The organism is Rhodococcus sp. 05-340-2 (genome assembly GCF_002258915.1).
GTDB lineage: Bacteria > Actinomycetota > Actinomycetes > Mycobacteriales > Mycobacteriaceae > Rhodococcoides.
The window spans coordinates 14901-33006 of sequence record NZ_NOYU01000008.1 but is presented as its reverse complement, the minus strand read 5'-3'; the positions used below and the strand labels follow the sequence as shown (position 1 = coordinate 33006).

Here is an 18106-nt window from a genome sequence, read left to right as displayed (position 1 = left end):
CACCAGCACCCCGCCCCGCCCTTCAGCAGATCGACTCCGCCCTGTTTCCACGGTAATTGGACCACGAACGGTACGGGTGTGCCATTGTCTTGTGACGAGTCACCATCGAACTCAGAACGACGTGGTGATGTCATCACTGTCGAAATCGCCTGCATCCGAACGCAGTTCCGCCAAGATACGAACGAGCGCCATCAGCTTGTCACGCGCCAGTCCGGGGCGTGCGAACACCAGCGAGTTCAGGCGCTCGGTGGCCTCGACTGCCAACGTGCGTCCCTGCTCGGTGATTTCGACCAGCGTGGTGCGCCGATCACTCGGATGCGGGATGCGCCGAACGTATCCCACGGACTCGAGGCGGTCGACAGCGTTGGTCACGCTCGTGGGATGCACCTGCAGACGTGCACTCGCCTTCGCCATCGGCAGAGCCCCGTTCTTGGTGAAGGTCAACAACGTCAGCAATTCGTAGCGCGAAAACGTCAGTCCCGTCGGCTTCAACGCTTCCTCGACACGGGCGAGCATGATCTGCTGCGCACGCATCAACGACGTCACTGCGGCCATACCGTCGGCGGCGTCGGACCAACCGTGCTTGGTCCACTGGCGGTGTGCCTCTGCAATGGGGTCGAGGGGAAGCGGAGACGGTGCTGGCATACCGACCATCCTCCCACGGTGGCCGGTTCCGGCGTCTACCGAATCACGACGCGAGGTACTGCGAGGGATACGCGATCCGTGATCGCTGCGCGGGCCAGCGAGATCTGCTCTCGGGCTTCGGCTGTGCGGGCGGTATCGGTGTCGCCTGCGGCCAACGCGCGGTCCAGCAGGTCCAATTGGGTCAGAACGGCGTCGACGTTCTCGGAATGCTGTGCCGCACGACCGACTCGCTCGGCGAGACGTATGCCTGCCTGCACCACCATGGGGCTGCCGGTGCCGTAGATCCGTACGGCGTCGAGGGCATGGTCGATCAGTGACGGAACGCCGACGCGACGGGTGATCACCCGTACGGTGCCGTCGGAGCCGCACCGAGCACGAGAGGGCTTGGGACGCTGGACGACCGCGACGAGTCCGACCGTGAGATCGTCGATGGCGTTGCGTGCCGTGTAAGGGTCGTTGACACCGGTCGACAGGGCGCGTACTGCCATCTCGGTCATCTGTTCGACGGCGAAGGCGATGTCGTGTCGGGGTGTTCGACTGGTGCCGATGTCGAACGACCCTCGAACTCGTTCGATCGCGTCCGCGGAGATGTCCGTCGAACGGTCGGCCAGAATGTCGGCGAGCGGTTCGCCGGCAACGACATGGTCACCGGGTACCCGATGAATGTCGATCACGGTGTCGGTGTCGGCCGCGATGTTCAGTACGGCGCTCTCGTCGATGTCGATGATCACCCCGGACTCCTCGGCCAGCACCGTGGTGTAGACGGGCGGCTTGACGATGCCCTCCGCCGACGCCGCATCGGCGGGTTGCTCGGGCGGGTACAGCGCGTCCACGGACTCCGACAGTTCGTCTCGGACGCGGGCAGACAGTGTTGCCACCTGGATCGACTGCGCGATGTGATGAATGAAGTAGACGAGCACACCCACGTCGACCACCGCGAGTGCGACGGCAACGTTGACGGCGATGTCCGGCACGAAGACAGATCCGTCGGATTCGATCGAGCGAATCGACCGCAGCACCATCAGTGAGTACAGGAACGTGGCGCCGAAGATGCCGAGCACCACCTGGTTGCCGCGATCGGCCATGAAGTTGCGCACCAGGCGGGGGCCGTACGAGGAACTGGCGGTGGCGAGGACCGAGATGGTGATGGAGAACGATGTCGCGGCCACACCGAGCATGGACCCGCCGATGGCGCCGAGGATGTCTCGGCTGCCACTGGCACCCACGTGATAGAGCAGCGAGCCCGTCAGATCCACCCGGGTATCGAGCAGATAGCGATCGAGACTCACCAGAGCCTGCGCGAGCACGAGTGCGACAACTCCGAGGACGGCAGGAATGAACCAGAACGATTCCCGCAGCTTCGCCATGTGTTCCTTCATGACGCACAGTCTTCCCCGGGGTATCCGAATCAACCCTCGAGGTTCGAATCACGATGATCGAAAGGGTGGATCTCGGTCAGCGAACACGGCATCGTCATCGGCGATGCGGGTGTGGCCGAGTGGCTAGGCACCGGTCTGCAAAGCCGTTCACACGGGTTCGAATCCCGTCGCTCGCTCGAAGATCGGGACCGGCCGGCAACGGCCGGTCCCGATCGATGTCGTCTCAGGCCAGTAGCGCGGGCTTTCGAGCCACGGTCACAGCCCAGTCCGCGTCGCCGCGCCAGGGCCGGAGATCCCACGTCGCGAATCGGTGCTCGAGGACGAAGCCGACCGCCGCCAGATCCTCGTCGAGCATGTCGACCGTGTACTCCCGATCGGTGGCGAATCCGGTGACGAACACCCCGCCGTCGGTCAGGTGGGCCCAGATACGTTGGAGCGCTGCGCGTTCGGTACCGGGCTTCATGAAGACCAGTACGTTGCCCGCTGCCACGGCCGCGTCGAACGTCCGTCCCAGATCCAGTGTCGTCAGATCGGCGACATGCACGTCGAGTTCGGGGTGCGCTCGCGCAGCCTCGGCCAGAACCGGATCGAGATCCACTGCGGTCACACGGTGTCCGCGTCGTGCCAATTCCACACCGAGTCGGCCGGTCCCGCATCCTGCATCGAGAATGCTCGACGCGGGGGAGACCACCGCGTCGACCATGCGGGCTTCACCGTGCAGATCCACGCCGCGTTCGGCCAGGCGGTCGAATCGCTCGATGTACCGCGCGGAATCGTCTGCGGAGTTCTCTGCTTGCCAGCGTGTGGTCACCCCGCCAGGGTAGGTCAGGTCAGGGAGTCGAGGGCCGACCGGGCTTCGACGACCCGGGCGCGGGCTGCCTCGAGTGCCTCCGCCGTCGACTCCGCCTGTACGACACCGGCCTCGTGTGCTTCTCGCACAGCCTGCGCTCTGGCTCTGGCGGCTTCCAGCTCGGCCTCGATCTGCTCTACTTCCGCTGCAGCGCTGCGTAGTTCGGATGCCGTCCGTTCGGTGTCGGACTGTGCTTCGTCGGATTCGACGGCCGCGGCGTCGAGGTCGGATTCGGCCGACTCGAGTTCGGCGAGCAGTCGGTTCCGTTCGGCTTCGTCGGTGTTCGGCCGGTCGTCCTCGACTTCCGGAGATGCCGGGTCCGACTCTTCGGCGTCGTCGTCGGCGTCGGCGTCGTCGTCGCCGGGAGGGTCGGGAACGATCGAGAGCAGTGCAGGTCCGAATCCGCTGTACGTTTCGGCCACCACGGTTCTGCCCGCGCGGACACGGTCGCGTATTTCGGCATCGGCCATCGCCGCGTTCAGGGTGTTGGAGATCTCGCGGGCTGCGTTGTCGCCGACGGTCGCCCCGAGGTCGCGTCCGAGCGAGACTGCTCGGTCGGTGAGGGCGCGTATCGAAGTGCTTCGGGCAGTGGACAATTCACGTAGCCGGTGGCCGTCGCCGCGCTGCTGTGCTCGTTCGAGTTGCTCACCCAGATCGAACAGTTCCGCCAGGGCCGATTCGTCTCGCCGAGCGAGTGTGTTCACCAACCACGCCACGAGAGTGGGCTTGCGAAGGGCGCCGATGCGGGTGGCACCGGCTTTGTCGCCGGCCTTCTTGAACCGGGTGACGTATGCGGCGCGATGCGAGACGAAATCAGCGGGAGGGAGTGAATACAGGTCGTCGACGACGGTCTCGACTCGGGGGAGATTCTCGGACATCGAAGTCCACCGTCTCGTTCGAGCAGCCACCGTCCGACGGTGACGTGCGTGAAAGATGTGTGCCCCCGGCAGGATTCGAACCTGCGGCCTTTCGCTCCGGAGGCGAACGCTCTATCCCCTGAGCTACGGGGGCGCACCGGACGAACCGGTGTGCCTGTTGGGCTGTACGAAAGACTAGCGCATCCGCTGCCCGAGTCGAAATCAACCCTCGGGCAGCGGCTGCGCACCCTTCTCGGCGAGCATCTGCTTCATCAGCGTCGACTCGCTGGTCTGGGTGGCAACCATGGACTTCGCCAAATTGATCACCGCCGGCGACTGCGCGTGAATCTGCGCGTACTCCATCATCGCCAGGCCGCCCTCGTGGTGGCGCAGCATGAGCTGTAGGAACATCACGTCGACGTCCGAGCCGGTGGCCTGGCGAAGAGCGGCGAGTTCAGCGGAACTGGCCATGCCCGGCATTGCCCTCGTCGGATCCGAGGATCCGGGATCCATGGACATCCCGCCCATCGAGTGACCGTGAGAGTCGTCCTCGGTCATCCAGGTCATGTAGCCGTCGGTCGCGATCGGCGCTCGGTCCCACAGGGCCAACCAGCCCTGCATCTGTCCCACCTGGTTCTGCTGCGAGGTGAGCATGTCGAACGCCAAATTCTTGACGGCCTGATCGGAGGCGTTGGTCAACGCCACCGCGGCCATCTCGATGGCTTGGTTGTGGTGCACGGTCATGTCCTGAGAGAAACCGACATCGACCGAGTCCGCGGCGGGTGCACTGTCGTCGCCGCCCAACGGACTCTGCACCAGAAAGCCCAGGGCGAAGCCGATCGCCAGAACGGCGATCAGCGCCAGCGCCACCAGCGCTGTGCGCTGACTCGGCTTGGCCGCGGACGTGGTGACTCCCGCGTTCTCGGTCGGTGTCGGTTCGGTCATCAGTTGGTGGGGATCTGGAGATCGCTGGGCAGCTGCGCCCCGCCGGCTCCGCCGGTCTCGCTGGCGTCGGGAGTGATTCCGGCACCGTCCATCGGCACCGCATCGGCACCGGGCGCGGATGCATCGAACAGCGGCGGGTTGTCCGGGTCGAAGCCGTCGCTACCGTCGCCGGTGCTGGACGGGACCGATGCGCAGCTGGCACCGACCTCCGGGTAGGCGAAGCGGTTCAGTCGCAGTGCAGAGACGAACTGGCCGATGCGTTCGTCGTCCACGCTGTCCAACTTGAGCTGGTGGCCCCAGGACTGCAGCGAGACCGGGGAATCGAGGCCGGGGTACGGCGACATCATCATCTGCGTTTCACCGTCGACACGATCGGCCAGCGACTGGACCTGGTCTGCGTTCAGATCGTCGGGGTTGTAGGTGACCCAGACGGCACCGTGCTCGAGGGAATGCACCGCATTCTCGGTACGGATGGCCTCGGGATAGACGATTCCCGTGCAGGTGGCCCACACGGCATCGTGCGGTCCACCGAACGGCGGCGACTGGTCGTAGGCGACCCGCTGCGTGCGCGCGACGTGCAGAGCCGCCGGGTAATCCTGTTTGACGACACCTTCGATGCCCGTCGACGGGTCCTGATTGGCCTCGCTGGGCGCGAACTTCTGCGCCTCGGCTCGGTCCTGGTACTTCGGATACAGATTGATCCCGAGGCCCGCAACGAGACCGACAACCACAACGACACCGGCAACCGTCAGCCAGGGAATCTGCCTGCCCGTGGCGGTGGGTACGCCGCCCTTCTTCTTACGAGCTGACTTCTTGTTGGCTGCATTGATGGCTTTGTCTGCCTTCGCAGCCGACTTGTTCTGACTGCCTTTGTCGGGACCCGTTGGCATCGCTGTAGTTGCTCTCTCAGTCGAGGAAAGGTGGTGGTCGGTCGCGCTGGTGATGCGTATCTGCTGGTGACGGCATCATTGGATGAGCGTCGACACAGAGCGCCCTCACTGTACGTTCTCTGCCTGAGAGCGTGTTCACAGCCTGCGCGGACCGCGTCGGCCGAGGCTGCTCGCGGGCAGACGGGCAGTGGATGCGAGGACGCCGCGCACCAGCCAATAGGATAGCTACCTGTGACTCCCGCCGATCTTGCCGAACTGCTTCACGCGACCGCCGCGAAGGTGCTTGCCGACCGCGGCCTGGATACATCCGTACTCCCTGCGAAGCTGACCGTCGAGCGTCCCCGCAATCCCGAGCACGGCGACTACGCGACCAACGTGGCACTCCAGGTCGCGAAGAAGGCCGGAGCCAATCCCCGCGACTTCGCCGGCTGGCTCGCCGAAGCTCTCGCGGCCGACGCCGCCATCGCCGACGCCGATGTCGCAGGCCCCGGATTCCTGAACATCAGGCTGGCCGCCGCAGCGCAAGGCGAGATCGTTGCCCGTGTGCTCGCAGCAGGCGCGGCCTTCGGCAACGGTTCGTCGATGGCAGGCAAGAAGGTCAATCTCGAGTTCGTCTCGGCCAACCCGACCGGCCCGGTGCACCTCGGCGGTACTCGGTGGGCAGCCGTCGGCGATGCGCTCGGTCGGATCCTGACCGCCCACGGTGCCGAGGTCACTCGCGAGTACTACTTCAACGATCACGGCGCACAGATCGCCCGCTTCAGTCGGTCCCTGATCGCCGCGGCCAAGGGCGAACCCGCTCCGGAGAACGGCTACGCAGGCGAGTACATCGCCGAGATCGCGGAGCAGGTGCTGGCGAAGGAGCCCGAAGCGCTCGCGCTGGCCCCCGAGGCACAGGAAGAGACGTTCCGATCGATCGGCACCCAGCTGATGTTCGACCGGATCAAGGCCAATCTGCACGAGTTCGGCGTCGACTTCGACGTCTACTTCCACGAGAACTCGCTGTTCGAATCCGGATCCGTGGAGAAGTCGGTCGAGTACCTCAAGAGCTCGGGGAGCCTCTACGAGGAGGACGGTGCCTGGTGGCTGCGGTCCACCGAGTACGGCGACGACAAGGATCGTGTCGTCATCAAGAGCGACGGCAACGCCGCCTACATCGCCGGCGACATCGCCTACTTCCAGAACAAGCGGCAGCGCGGCTTCGATCTGTGCATCTACATGCTCGGAGCAGACCACCACGGCTACATCGGACGGCTCAAGGCGGCCGCAGCTGCATTCGGAGACGACCCCGCGACCGTCGAGGTGCTGATCGGCCAGATGGTCAACCTGGTGCGCGACGGCGTGGCCGTGAAGATGAGCAAGCGCGCCGGAACCGTCATCACGCTCGACGATCTGGTCGACGCCATCGGCGTCGACGCTTCTCGCTATGTCATGGTTCGGTCGTCCGTCGACTCCAGCATCGACATCGACCTCGCCCTGTGGGCGAGCGCCAGCAACGAGAACCCGGTGTACTACGTCCAGTACGCCCACGCCCGCCTGGCCTCGCTCGCGCGCAATGCCGCCGAACTGGGAATCAGCGCGGAGCAGCCGGATCTGAGCCTGCTCACCCACGAGCAGGAAGGCGAGCTGATCAGGACGATCGGCGAGTACCCACGAGTGGTGGCCAGCGCCGCCGAACTACGCGAACCACACCGGATCGCCCGCTACCTCGAAGAGCTGGCGGGGGCCTACCACCGTTTCTACGGTGCGTGTCGAGTACTTCCACAAGGAGACGAGGAGCCCGGACCTGTGAACACCGCACGACTGGCGTTGGGGAACGCGACCCGGCAGGTCCTGGCCAACGGCCTCGAACTGCTCGGGGTCAGCGCACCGGAGCGCATGTGAGCGCACATCCGGCAGGACCCAAGCATGCCGATGCCCCCTCGAAAGAGTCGATGTCCCATCGCCCGGCCGACGCGTCGGAGATGACGACGCTGCCCGAGCAGGTGTGGCCCCGCAACGCCGAGCGCGGGGAGGACGGAACCGTCCGTCTCGCCGGAGTGTCGGTCACCGATCTCGCGGAGCAGTACGGCACACCGCTGTTCGTCATCGACGAGGACGACTTCCGTTCGCGCTGCCGTGAGATGGCCGCCGCATTCGGGGCACCCGAGCGAGTTCACTACGCCTCCAAGGCTTTCCTGTGCGGAGAGATCGCACGCTGGGTGGCCGACGAAGGTCTCTCACTCGACATCTGCTCCGGAGGCGAGCTGGCCATCGCGTTGGCCGCCGGATTCCCGGCCGACCGAATTGCCATGCACGGCAACAACAAATCGGTCGCCGAGCTCGAGGCGGGCGTGCGCGCAGGCGTCGAGCATGTGGTACTCGATTCCAACATCGAGATCGACCGTCTCGACGGCGTCGCCGGTGCGGCCGGTGTGGTGCAAGACGTTCTGATTCGCATCACCGTCGGTGTCGAGGCGCATACGCACGAGTTCATCGCCACCGCGCACGAGGATCAGAAGTTCGGCTTCTCGCTCGCCGACGGCTCGGCGCTCGAAGCTGTTCGGCGCGTGTTCGCTGCCGACAACCTTCGACTCGTCGGACTGCACAGTCACATCGGTTCGCAGATATTCGAGGTGGACGGCTTCGAGTTGGCAGCGCACAAGGTCATCGGGCTGCTGCGAGACATCGTCTCGGAGTTCGGCGTCGACAAGACGGCGCAGATCTCGACACTCGATCTCGGTGGCGGCATGGGTATTTCGTACGTGCCGAGTGATGATCCGCCGCCGGTGGAGCAGCTCGCGGCGAAGCTGACCGCCATCGTGGAGACCGAGTCCGCTGCAGTGGGTCTGCCGGTCCCGACGATCGCCGTCGAGCCGGGCCGCGCCATCGCCGGACCGGGCACCGTCACGCTCTACGAGGTCGGCACGATCAAGGATGTCACCGTCGACAAGTCGACGCGCAGGCGCTATGTCAGCGTCGACGGCGGCATGAGCGACAACATCCGAACCTCGCTGTACCAGGCCGAATACGACTGTCGGCTGGTCTCGCGCTCGAGCGATGCCGAGGCCGTCGTGGCTCGGGTGGTCGGAAAGCACTGCGAGAGCGGCGACATCGTCATCAAGAACACATGGATGCCGGCAGACGTCGGGCCGGGTGACCTGCTCGCGGTGGCGGCCACCGGGGCGTACTGCTACTCCATGTCCAGTCGCTACAACCTGCTGACGCGGCCCGCTGTGGTTGCGGTCAAGGATGGGCGATCGCGCCTGATCCTGCGGCGGGAAACCATCGAAGATCTGCTCAGCTTGGAGGTTCAGCCATGACATCGAAGCCGATAGGCGTCGCCGTACTCGGACTCGGAAACGTCGGCAGCGAGGTCGTTCGAATCCTCACCGAGAACGCCGAGGACTTCGAAGCGAGAATCGGTGCGCCACTGGAAATTCGAGGCATCGCTGTGCGTCGGGTCGACGGCGATCGTGGAGTTCCGGCCGAGCTGCTCACCGACGATCCGGCCGAGCTCGTCGGCCGCGACGACGTCGACATCGTCGTCGAGGTTCTCGGCGGCATCGACATTCCCCGCAAGCTGGTGCTCTCTGCCCTGGAGAAGGGTAAGTCCGTCATCACGGCGAACAAGGCCCTGCTGGCCGAGTACACCGGAGAACTGGCCGACGCGGCCGAGAAGTCGCGTGCCGACCTGTATTTCGAGGCCGCCGTGGCCGGAGCAATTCCTGTGGTTCGTCCGCTGATGCAGTCCCTCGCGGGTGACCGCGTGAACAAGGTCGCAGGCATCGTCAACGGCACCACCAACTTCATCCTCTCTGCCATGGACGAGACCGGCGCGGACTACGCCGAAACCCTCGCCGAGGCGGGGCGTCTGGGTTACGCCGAGGCCGACCCGACCGCCGACGTCGAAGGCTACGACGCTGCATCGAAGGCCGCCATCCTGGCGTCCATCGCGTTCCACACGCGAGTCACTGCCGGTGACGTCTACCGCGAGGGCATCAGCAAGATCACCTCGGACGATCTCGAGACCGCGAAATCCCTCGACTGCACCATCAAGCTGCTGGCCATCTGCGAGCGGATCGTCACGCCCAAGGGCAAGGAACGAATCTCCGCTCGGGTCTACCCCGCGCTCGTTCCGCTGAACCACCCGTTGGCATCGGTGAACGGTGCGTTCAACGCCGTGGTCGTCGAAGCAGAGGCTGCCGGACGCCTGATGTTCTACGGCCAGGGTGCAGGCGGTGCGCCGACCGCGTCCGCGGTACTCGGCGATCTGGTGATGGCCGCTCGCAACAAGTTCTACGGCGGACGAGGCCCACTCGAATCCAAGTACGCCAAGCTCAAGGTGGCCCCCATGGGTGACATCCTCACTCGCTACTACGTCAGCATGCAGGTGGCGGACAAGCCCGGCGTTCTCGCCACCGTTGCGGCCGAATTCTCCAAGCGCGACGTCAGCATCTCCACGGTGCGTCAGCAGGGCTCGGGTGACGGAGCCAGGCTCGTCGTCGTCACCCACCTCGCGGCCGACTCCGCACTGTCCGACACCGTTGCATCCCTCGAGCAGCTCGACGTCGTCGTTCACGTCGCCAGCGTTCTCCGATTGGAAGGCACCACCGTATGAAAGTCCACACCCCCTGGCCCGGTCTGATCGAGGCATACCGTTCGCGTCTGGCGATCGGCCCGGACTGGAAGACCGTCACGCTGCGCGAGGGCGGCACTCCGCTGTTGCCGGCCGGGCACCTGTCCGAACTGACCGGGTGCACAGTGCATCTGAAGGTCGAAGGCCTCAACCCCACCGGCTCCTTCAAGGACCGCGGGATGACCATGGCCGTCACCGACGCGCTCGCCCGAGGTCAGGAGGCCGTTCTTTGCGCCTCGACCGGCAACACCTCGGCCTCCGCAGCCGCCTATGCGGCCAAGGCCGGAATGAGCTGTGCCGTACTGGTTCCGCAGGGCAAGATCGCCATGGGCAAGCTCGCTCAGGCAGTCATGCACGGAGCGAAGATCATTCAGGTGCAGGGCAACTTCGACGATTGCCTCGAGCTGGCCCGCAAGACCACGGCCGAGTTCCCGACCATCGGTCTGGTCAACTCCGTCAATCCTGTTCGCATCGAAGGCCAGAAGACTGCGGCCTTCGAGATCTGTGACGCCCTCGGCGACGCACCGGACATCCATGCACTGCCGGTCGGCAACGCAGGCAACATCACCGCGTACTGGCGCGGTTACTCGGAGTACTTCCGTGACGGTCTCACCACGCGCAAGCCACGGATGCTCGGAGTCCAGGCCGCAGGCGCCGCACCTCTGGTTCACGGTGCGCCGGTGAAGGACCCGGAAACGATCGCCACTGCGATCCGGATCGGCTCGCCCGCATCCTGGAACGGTGCCGTCAACGCCAAGGAAGAATCGAACGGAGCCTTCCGCGCAGCGACCGACGAGGAGATCCTCGAGGCGTACCGATTGATCGCGAAGACCGAGGGCGTGTTCGTCGAGCCCGCTTCCGCGGCCAGTGTCGCCGGGCTCCTCGCAGCACGAAAGGAAGGCTGGCTCGAACCCGGCCTGACCGTCGTGTGCACGGTCACCGGAAACGGCCTCAAGGATCCCGACACAGCACTGTCGGGAATGCCTGTGGTGGAACCCATTTCGGTCGATCCCGTCGCTGTCGCGGCTGCGCTCGAGCTGGCCTGAGTTGACGGAATCTCCGGCCATGACGACGACACTCCCCATCGGGCTCACGGTCACCGCGCGCGTCCCGGCGTCCAGTGCCAACATCGGACCCGGATTCGACAGTCTCGGAATCGCTTTGGGGCTGTACGACGAGATCGAGGTCACGACCACCGCGTCGGGACTTCGGATTCACGTCGACGGTGAGGGTTCGGCGGACGTGCCGTGGGGCCCGACGCATCTGGTGGTGCGCGCCATCGAGCGGGGACTCGAAGCGGCCGGAGTGTGGGCCGACGGCCTGGATGTTCACTGCCGCAACGTGATTCCCCATTCGAGGGGGCTCGGTTCCTCGGCGTCGGCTGTGGTCGGGGGCCTCGCTGCCGCCAACGCGCTCGCCGCGAAAGTGGATCGGTCGCTCGCACTGTCGGAGAGCCAGCTCGTCCAGCTGTCGTCGGAGTTCGAGGGTCATCCCGACAACGCGTCGGCGAGTTGCCTCGGCGGTGCGGTCGTGTCGTGGAGCGAACCGCCCAATGCCAGTGTGACGGCGCGGAAGTACGCAGCGGTACGGCTCGAGGTGCATCCGAGCATCAAGGTCGTCGTGCTCGTACCGTCCGAACGCTCATCGACGTCGCACACCCGGGGACTGTTGCCCGAGTTGGTGCCCCATCGTGACGCGGCCTTCAACGTCAGCCGGAGCGCGCTCGCGGTGGTGGCACTGACCGAGCGTCCGGATCTGTTGATGTCCGCGACGGAGGACCTGCTGCATCAAGGTCAGCGCGCTCAGGCGTTACCCGACACCACTCGCTGGATCGCCACCTTGCGCGCGCGGTCCATCGCGGCGGTTGTGTCCGGCGCGGGACCGACGGTCATGGCGCTGTGCACCGAGGAGTTTCCGGCCGATCTGCGTGACGCCGCATCGGCCGAGGGGTGGCGGGTCCTCGACCTCGACGTGGCCGACGGAGTCACCGTCGCGTGACAAACGCGTCAGTAGGGTTCTTGCCGAGTGGGGACAACGGCGCTATGGTGAACCCTGTCCGTACATCGTGCGCTTCAGACGCCGGTTTCGTCAGGGCAATCAGGTCGCTGTATTCGGGGGATTCAAACGTCCGAGTGATGTGACGCTCCTGACTCGATCCTCCCCGTGGTTCTCTGCGGTCTCGGATCGATGGTGTCGTCGACGGAGTGCGTCGAACATGAACGGCAATATCCGAGCTCGGCAGAACGCCGAACTGCGGAACGAACCCTCGGCTGCGCATCGAGCGAGCGAGGGAAGGAAAGGACCTCCGTGACCGATACGGAACTTATCTCTGCGCCCGAAACGTCACGCCGACGTGCCGGCCTGTCCGGAATGGTTCTCACCGAGCTGCGCAGCCTCGCTGGTGAACTCGGCATCAAGAGCGTTTCCGGTATGCGCAAGGGCGATCTGATCGCTGCGATCTCCGAGCGGCAATCGGGCAGCGCACCGGCCAAGTCGGACGCACCGAAGTCGGACGCACCGAAGTCCGACGCACCCAGGTCGCGTCGCGCCGCTGCATCCGCGCCCGCCGTCGAAGATCGGCCTGCAGCCGAGGCGGCACCGAAGCAGTCGGCTCCCGAAGCGCCGTCCTCGGACGCCCCCGCGGCGCAGTCGGGCGATTCTGCCGATGCGGCTCCCGAGACGGGTCGCCGGACACGCGGCCGTCGTGCCGCAGGTCGTCGCGCCGGTGCTCCCGATCAACTCCCACTCGACGACAGCAACGATTCGTCCGGATCCGCTCCCGCGGCGGCCGATTCGCCCGCAGCCGCGCCGCAGACGGAGAAGCCGGACGAGACCGGCGACAACGCCGCCACCGAGCGCCCGCGCCGTAGCCGCGGCGAACGCAACCGCCAGGACGGGTCGGAACGCGAACCGCGTGACGCCGACGGCACCCGCGACAACGCGAGCCGCGACTCCGGAAACCGCAATCAGGGCGACCGGGACGGCTCCAACCGCGAGAACGGCAACCGTGACAACGGAAACCGCAATCAGGGCGACCGGGACAACTCCAACCGGGACAGCGGCGGCCGCAATCAGGGCGGTCGCAATCGCAACCAGGGTGACGGTCGCAACGAGGACCGCAACAACGGTCCGCGTGACAACCGCGACAACAACCAGGACGACGACGGTGAAGGCCGCGGACGCCGGGGACGTCGGTTCCGCGAACGCCGTCGCGGACGTGACCGTGGCGAAGGCAACGAGGGTGGCGGTGGCCGCGAGCGCGACACCGAGATTCGCGAAGACGATGTTCTGCAGCCGGTAGCCGGCATCCTCGACGTCCTCGACAACTACGCGTTCGTCCGTACCTCCGGCTACCTCGCCGGACCCAACGACGTCTACGTCTCGATGAACCTCGTCCGCAAGAACGGCCTTCGACGCGGCGACGCGGTGACCGGCGCGGTTCGAGTGGCACGCGAAGGTGAGCAGTCGAGCCAGCGGCAGAAGTTCAACCCGCTCGTGCGTCTGGACACCGTCAACGGGGGAGAGGTCGAGGCCGCGCGCAAGCGTCCGGAATTCGGCAAGCTCACCCCGCTGTACCCCAATCAGCGACTGCGCCTCGAGACGCAGCAGAACATCCTGACCACGCGCATCATCGACCTGGTGATGCCGATCGGCAAGGGTCAGCGCGCGCTCATCGTCAGCCCGCCGAAGGCTGGTAAGACAAGCGTTCTGCAGGCCATCGCCAACGCGATCGCCATCAACAATCCCGAGTGCTACCTGATGGTCATCCTCGTCGACGAGCGTCCCGAGGAAGTGACGGACATGCAGCGCTCCGTCAAGGGCGAGGTCATCGCGTCGACGTTCGACCGGCCGCCGGGCGACCACACCGCGGTGGCCGAGTTGGCGATCGAGCGGGCGAAGCGTCTGGTCGAAGCCGGCCAGGACGTGGTGGTTCTGCTCGACTCGATCACCCGTCTGGGACGCGCGTACAACAACAGCTCGCCCGCATCGGGCCGAATCCTGTCCGGTGGTGTCGACTCGACGGCTCTGTACCCGCCGAAACGATTCCTCGGCGCGGCTCGAAACATCGAGCACGGTGGATCGTTGACGATCATCGCCACGGCCATGGTCGAAACCGGATCCACCGGCGATACCGTGATCTTCGAGGAGTTCAAGGGCACCGGTAACGCCGAGCTCAAGCTCGATCGCAAGATTGCCGAACGCCGCGTGTTCCCGGCAGTGGACATCAACCCGTCGAGCACCCGTCACGACGAGTTGCTCCTCGCTCCCGACGAGGCTGCCGTTGTGCACAAGCTGCGGCGCGTGTTGTCCGGACTGGACTCGCATCAGGCCATCGACCTGCTGGTCGACCGCCTGAAGAAGAGCAAGAACAACCTCGAGTTCCTGATGGAAGTCTCCAAGACTGCGCCGGGCGGGACGAACGACTGACAGTTGTTCTCCGGATCTTTCGTCCGGGGAACAAGCCGACAGGTGCGCGCGTTGTAAGCATCTGTCGGCACAGAAGTACCGGCGATTAGCAGGTCAGATGCACGCTCTGGCATAATCAACGGCCGAGTCCGGTTCCGGTTCACGTCTTCGATCGGCGAAGACGACCCGGCGACCACTAGAGAGAACGGTAAGGACACCATGAAGGCAGGAATTCACCCCGACTACACACTGACGACAGTCGTCTGTGGTTGCGGCAATACTTTCGAGACCCGAAGCACCACAGACAAAGAGCGCATCAGCGTCGAGGTCTGCTCGCAGTGCCACCCCTTCTACACCGGCAAGCAGAAGATTCTCGACACCGGCGGCCGCGTCGCTCGCTTCGAGGCTCGCTACGGCAAGCGCGCCGGCAAGAAGGCCGACGCAGACAGCTAGCTGTTTCGCCGACGCCCGTCCTGTGCATCACAGGACGGGCGTCGGCTTTTTTGTGTCCACATCCAGTTGCACCGGCGTTCGAGAGTGAGTCATCAACATGGCGAGAACAGACAAGCCTTCGGCCATCGACGACATCCTCGCCGAACACTCCGGGCTCGAGCAGCAACTCGCCGATCCAGCTCTGCACAACGATCCCTCGGCTGCCCGCAGAGCAGGCAAGAGATTCGCCGAACTGGCCCCCATCATGTCCGCGCACACCAAGCTGACCTCCGCGCAGGACGACCTCGAAGCCGCGCGTGAGTTGGCGGCCGACGATTCGTCGTTCGCGTCCGAGATTCCCGACCTCGAGGCGACGGTGGTGCAGCTCGAGCAGACTCTGACCGACTTGCTTGCTCCCCGTGACCCGCACGACGGCGACGACATCGTGATGGAGGTCAAGTCGGGTGAGGGCGGCGAGGAATCGGCGCTCTTCGCGGCCGATCTCGCACGGATGTACGTGCGCTACGCGGAACGCCGTGGATGGCGTGTCGAGGTTCTCGACGCCAACGTCTCGGACCTCGGCGGATACAAGGACGCGACGCTGTCGATCAAGACCAAGGATCCTCTCGACGGCGTGTGGGCGCGGCTGAAGTTCGAGGGCGGCGTCCACCGCGTGCAGCGGGTGCCGGTCACCGAATCGCAGGGACGCGTGCACACCTCTGCGGCCGGAATCCTGGTGTATCCCGAACCGGACGAGGTCGAAGAGGTTCAGATCGACGAGACCGATCTGCGCATCGACGTGTATCGCTCATCCGGCAAGGGCGGCCAGGGCGTCAACACCACCGACTCCGCGGTTCGGCTCACACACCTTCCCACGGGCATCGTGGTGACCTGCCAGAACGAGCGCTCCCAGCTGCAGAACAAGGCACGAGCGATGCAGGTTCTCGCAGCTCGCCTGCAGGCGGCCGCAGAGGAAGCAGCCAACGAAGAGGCCTCGGCCGGACGAGCCAGCCAGGTGCGTACCGTCGACCGCTCGGAGCGGATCAGAACCTACAACTTCCCCGAGAACCGCATCACGGACCACCGCATCGGGTTCAAGGCGCACAACCTCGACGCCCTGCTCGACGGCGAAATGGATGCGTTGCTCGACGCGCTGGCCAAGGCGGACCGCGACGCGCGCATGCAAGCAGAGTAACTGCGGCACAGAGCTTTACAGATTTCGCCGGGCTGATTCACCGATCGGTGCGATACCCTGGCGGCCAGGTTCGACCCCGTAACAGCGCCCGAGAGGCACACCAGACATGAACCAGGCCTTGACTCCCGCAGGCGAGAACGCCGTGTCCGAGCTGTCGTCGCGCTACGGCGTCTCGACCGATGCCGTCCGCACGATGCTCGATGCCGTCAACAACGGCCGCGGCACCATGGCTCAGTTCAACATCCCTGAGCTCGGCGGCAGTGGGCAGTGGATGCGCGGCGGAATGACCATGGTGGGCAACATGTTCGATCACGGACTCAAGAGCCGGGTCGACGGCCTCTGTCGAGACCTGTCTGCAGTGCTGGCGCAGCATCAGGTGTACCCGCCCAGAGAAACCGGTGGCAGCTCGTTCGGTGGCAACTCGTACGGCGGCTCGTGGTGGCCGTCGGAACTCGGTGCGCCGAGCTCGAGCGGTGGTCAGAACGGCTCGCAGTACGCGGTGTTCCCGGGATCTCGACGCCTCGCCGTGTCGGCAGGCGGTGAACTGGCCGTCTACGACACTCTCGATCACTCCATCGGCGGAGTCCAGCAACAGCAGGGCGGTGGACCGGGCTCGCTCGAGTTCACCAGCCAGTACGGCACGTTCACCGCAGGCAGCCTGCCTCGCGTCGACCAACCGTCGAGCGGAACGAACTCGCAGAACCGGTCGACGCCGCAATCCGCTCCGCAGACCTACGCGCAACCGTCCTCGTCGCAGCAGTCTCCGCAGTCCTCGAACCAGTCGCCTCGGAGCGACCCGTCAGGCGTGGACATCTCCGACATCACGGCGGCGATCGAGGCTCTCGCAGGTTTGCACGCGAAGGGCTTCCTCACCGACGACGAGTTCTACGCCAAGAAGTCGGAGTTGCTGGGACGCGTGTGACCGGGTTGTCGGTGGCTCGTGGCAGTCTGTACGGGTGAGCCGCAAGCCGTTACGTCTGGCCATCCTCGAAGCAACGTCGATGCTCGATGCTGCCGGTGTGCCGAGCCCGCGGGTCGATGCGGAACTGCTCGCCGCACACCTCGTCGGCGTGGACCGCGGCCGTCTCGGTCTGGTTCCTCTCGTCGAACCCGAGGTTGTCGAGGCGTACTTCCGAACTGTCGAGCAGCGCGCGAAACGCATTCCGCTGCAATACATCACGGGAACGACCTCGCTGGGCAACATCGACGTCGAAGTGGGGCCGGGCGTGTTCGTGCCCCGGCCGGAAACCGAATTGTTGTTGGCCTGGGCTCTGGCGTTCCTCGAGAACGTCGACCACCACCCGCCGGTGATTCTCGATCTGTGCACGGGCTCGGGCGCATTGGCACTGGCGATCGCCAACGCTCGGCCGGACGCCGTCGTCCATGCCGTCGAGCTCGACCCGTCGGCATTGGCGTGGGCTCGGCGCAATGCGGACCTGCGCAGCGGCCACGGCGATACCCCGATCACACTGCACCACGGCGATGTCACGGCTCGAGATCTGTTGACCGAACTCGACGGTGCAGTCGACATGATCGTCGCCAACCCGCCCTACATTCCGGAGGGGGCAGACCTCGATCCCGAGGTGATCGATCACGATCCGCACATGGCGCTGTTCGGCGGTTCGGACGGCCTGTCGGTCATCGAACCGATGGTCGGCAACATCGCCCGCTGGCTTCGGATCGGCGGCGGCGTCGCCATCGAACACGACGACTCCAATGGCAGCGAGGTGGCGGCGCTGCTGTCTCGACGACGAGTGTTCACCGAGGTCACCGCGCATCCGGATCTGGCGGGTAGGCCCCGGTTCGTCGTCGCAGCACGGGCACAGCCGGCCCAGGCCTGACGACGGGAACGGCAGGCAGACGACACCTGACATCACTTCGTTATCGA

General features: G+C 65.5%; 16 protein-coding genes and 2 tRNA genes. 11 read left to right on the top strand and 7 right to left on the bottom strand.

Annotated elements, in window-relative coordinates; genetic code table 11:
* Window positions 1-111: 111 nt before the first annotated feature.
* Window positions 112-645, bottom strand: a complete 534-nt coding sequence (locus CH271_RS04345) for a MarR family winged helix-turn-helix transcriptional regulator (protein WP_037193707.1) — start codon at window positions 643-645, stop codon at window positions 112-114.
* Between the two features lie 35 nt (window positions 646-680).
* Entirely contained in the window at window positions 681-2024 is a 1344-nt protein-coding gene (locus CH271_RS04340) for a DUF2254 domain-containing protein (protein WP_094632797.1), read from the bottom strand.
* 105 nt (window positions 2025-2129) lie between these two features.
* Here CH271_RS04340 and CH271_RS04335 point away from each other — a divergent pair.
* Window positions 2130-2200, top strand: a tRNA-Cys gene (locus CH271_RS04335).
* Between the two features lie 47 nt (window positions 2201-2247).
* Here CH271_RS04335 and CH271_RS04330 read toward each other — a convergent pair.
* The 5 genes from CH271_RS04330 to CH271_RS04310 all read right to left on the bottom strand — a co-directional run bounded on the left by CH271_RS04330 (window position 2248) and on the right by CH271_RS04310 (window position 5566).
* Window positions 2248-2835, bottom strand: coding sequence for a class I SAM-dependent DNA methyltransferase (locus tag CH271_RS04330; RefSeq protein WP_094632796.1), 588 nt, complete (start codon window positions 2833-2835; stop codon window positions 2248-2250).
* A 14-nt stretch (window positions 2836-2849) separates the two neighbouring features.
* Window positions 2850-3752: a hypothetical protein gene (locus tag CH271_RS04325; RefSeq protein WP_094632795.1), complete on the bottom strand. Its 903-nt coding sequence runs from the start codon at window positions 3750-3752 to the stop codon at window positions 2850-2852.
* A 60-nt stretch (window positions 3753-3812) separates the two neighbouring features.
* A tRNA-Arg gene (locus CH271_RS04320) sits at window positions 3813-3885 on the bottom strand.
* Between the two features lie 68 nt (window positions 3886-3953).
* A complete protein-coding gene (locus CH271_RS04315) occupies window positions 3954-4676 on the bottom strand; it encodes a DUF305 domain-containing protein (protein ID WP_037193397.1) in 723 nt (240 codons plus the stop codon).
* Complete coding sequence (locus CH271_RS04310; RefSeq protein ID WP_094632794.1) at window positions 4676-5566, bottom strand: DUF3105 domain-containing protein; 891 nt, start codon at window positions 5564-5566, stop codon at window positions 4676-4678. The genes CH271_RS04315 and CH271_RS04310 overlap by 1 nt, the downstream gene beginning before the upstream one ends.
* A gap of 231 nt (window positions 5567-5797) precedes the next feature.
* Here CH271_RS04310 and argS point away from each other — a divergent pair, with 231 nt between their 5' ends.
* The 10 genes from argS to prmC all read left to right on the top strand — a co-directional run bounded on the left by argS (window position 5798) and on the right by prmC (window position 18059).
* Window positions 5798-7450, top strand: a complete 1653-nt coding sequence (gene argS, locus CH271_RS04305) for an arginine--tRNA ligase (RefSeq protein WP_037193394.1) — start codon at window positions 5798-5800, stop codon at window positions 7448-7450.
* A complete protein-coding gene (gene lysA / locus CH271_RS04300; RefSeq protein ID WP_094632793.1) occupies window positions 7447-8868 on the top strand; it encodes a diaminopimelate decarboxylase in 1422 nt (473 codons plus the stop codon). The genes argS and lysA overlap by 4 nt, the downstream gene beginning before the upstream one ends.
* Window positions 8865-10166, top strand: coding sequence for a homoserine dehydrogenase (locus CH271_RS04295; protein ID WP_037193392.1), 1302 nt, complete (start codon window positions 8865-8867; stop codon window positions 10164-10166). The genes lysA and CH271_RS04295 overlap by 4 nt, the downstream gene beginning before the upstream one ends.
* Window positions 10163-11230: a threonine synthase gene (thrC, locus tag CH271_RS04290; RefSeq protein WP_094632792.1), complete on the top strand. Its 1068-nt coding sequence runs from the start codon at window positions 10163-10165 to the stop codon at window positions 11228-11230. Before CH271_RS04295 ends, thrC begins: the two co-directional genes overlap by 4 nt.
* A gap of 19 nt (window positions 11231-11249) precedes the next feature.
* On the top strand, window positions 11250-12182 hold the full coding sequence (gene thrB / locus CH271_RS04285; RefSeq protein ID WP_094632791.1) for a homoserine kinase: 933 nt from the start codon (window positions 11250-11252) through the stop codon (window positions 12180-12182).
* Between the two features lie 372 nt (window positions 12183-12554).
* Window positions 12555-14612: a transcription termination factor Rho gene (rho, locus tag CH271_RS04280; protein ID WP_373453615.1), complete on the top strand. Its 2058-nt coding sequence runs from the start codon at window positions 12555-12557 to the stop codon at window positions 14610-14612.
* 198 nt (window positions 14613-14810) lie between these two features.
* Complete coding sequence (gene rpmE, locus CH271_RS04275; RefSeq protein ID WP_008715081.1) at window positions 14811-15044, top strand: 50S ribosomal protein L31; 234 nt, start codon at window positions 14811-14813, stop codon at window positions 15042-15044.
* Window positions 15045-15141: 97 nt separating this feature from the next.
* Entirely contained in the window at window positions 15142-16218 is a 1077-nt protein-coding gene (prfA, locus tag CH271_RS04270; protein ID WP_037193389.1) for a peptide chain release factor 1, read from the top strand.
* A 106-nt stretch (window positions 16219-16324) separates the two neighbouring features.
* A complete protein-coding gene (locus CH271_RS04265; RefSeq protein ID WP_094632790.1) occupies window positions 16325-17140 on the top strand; it encodes an SHOCT domain-containing protein in 816 nt (271 codons plus the stop codon).
* A 34-nt stretch (window positions 17141-17174) separates the two neighbouring features.
* Entirely contained in the window at window positions 17175-18059 is an 885-nt protein-coding gene (prmC, locus tag CH271_RS04260; RefSeq protein ID WP_094632789.1) for a peptide chain release factor N(5)-glutamine methyltransferase, read from the top strand.
* The last annotated feature ends 47 nt before the right edge of the window (window positions 18060-18106 follow it).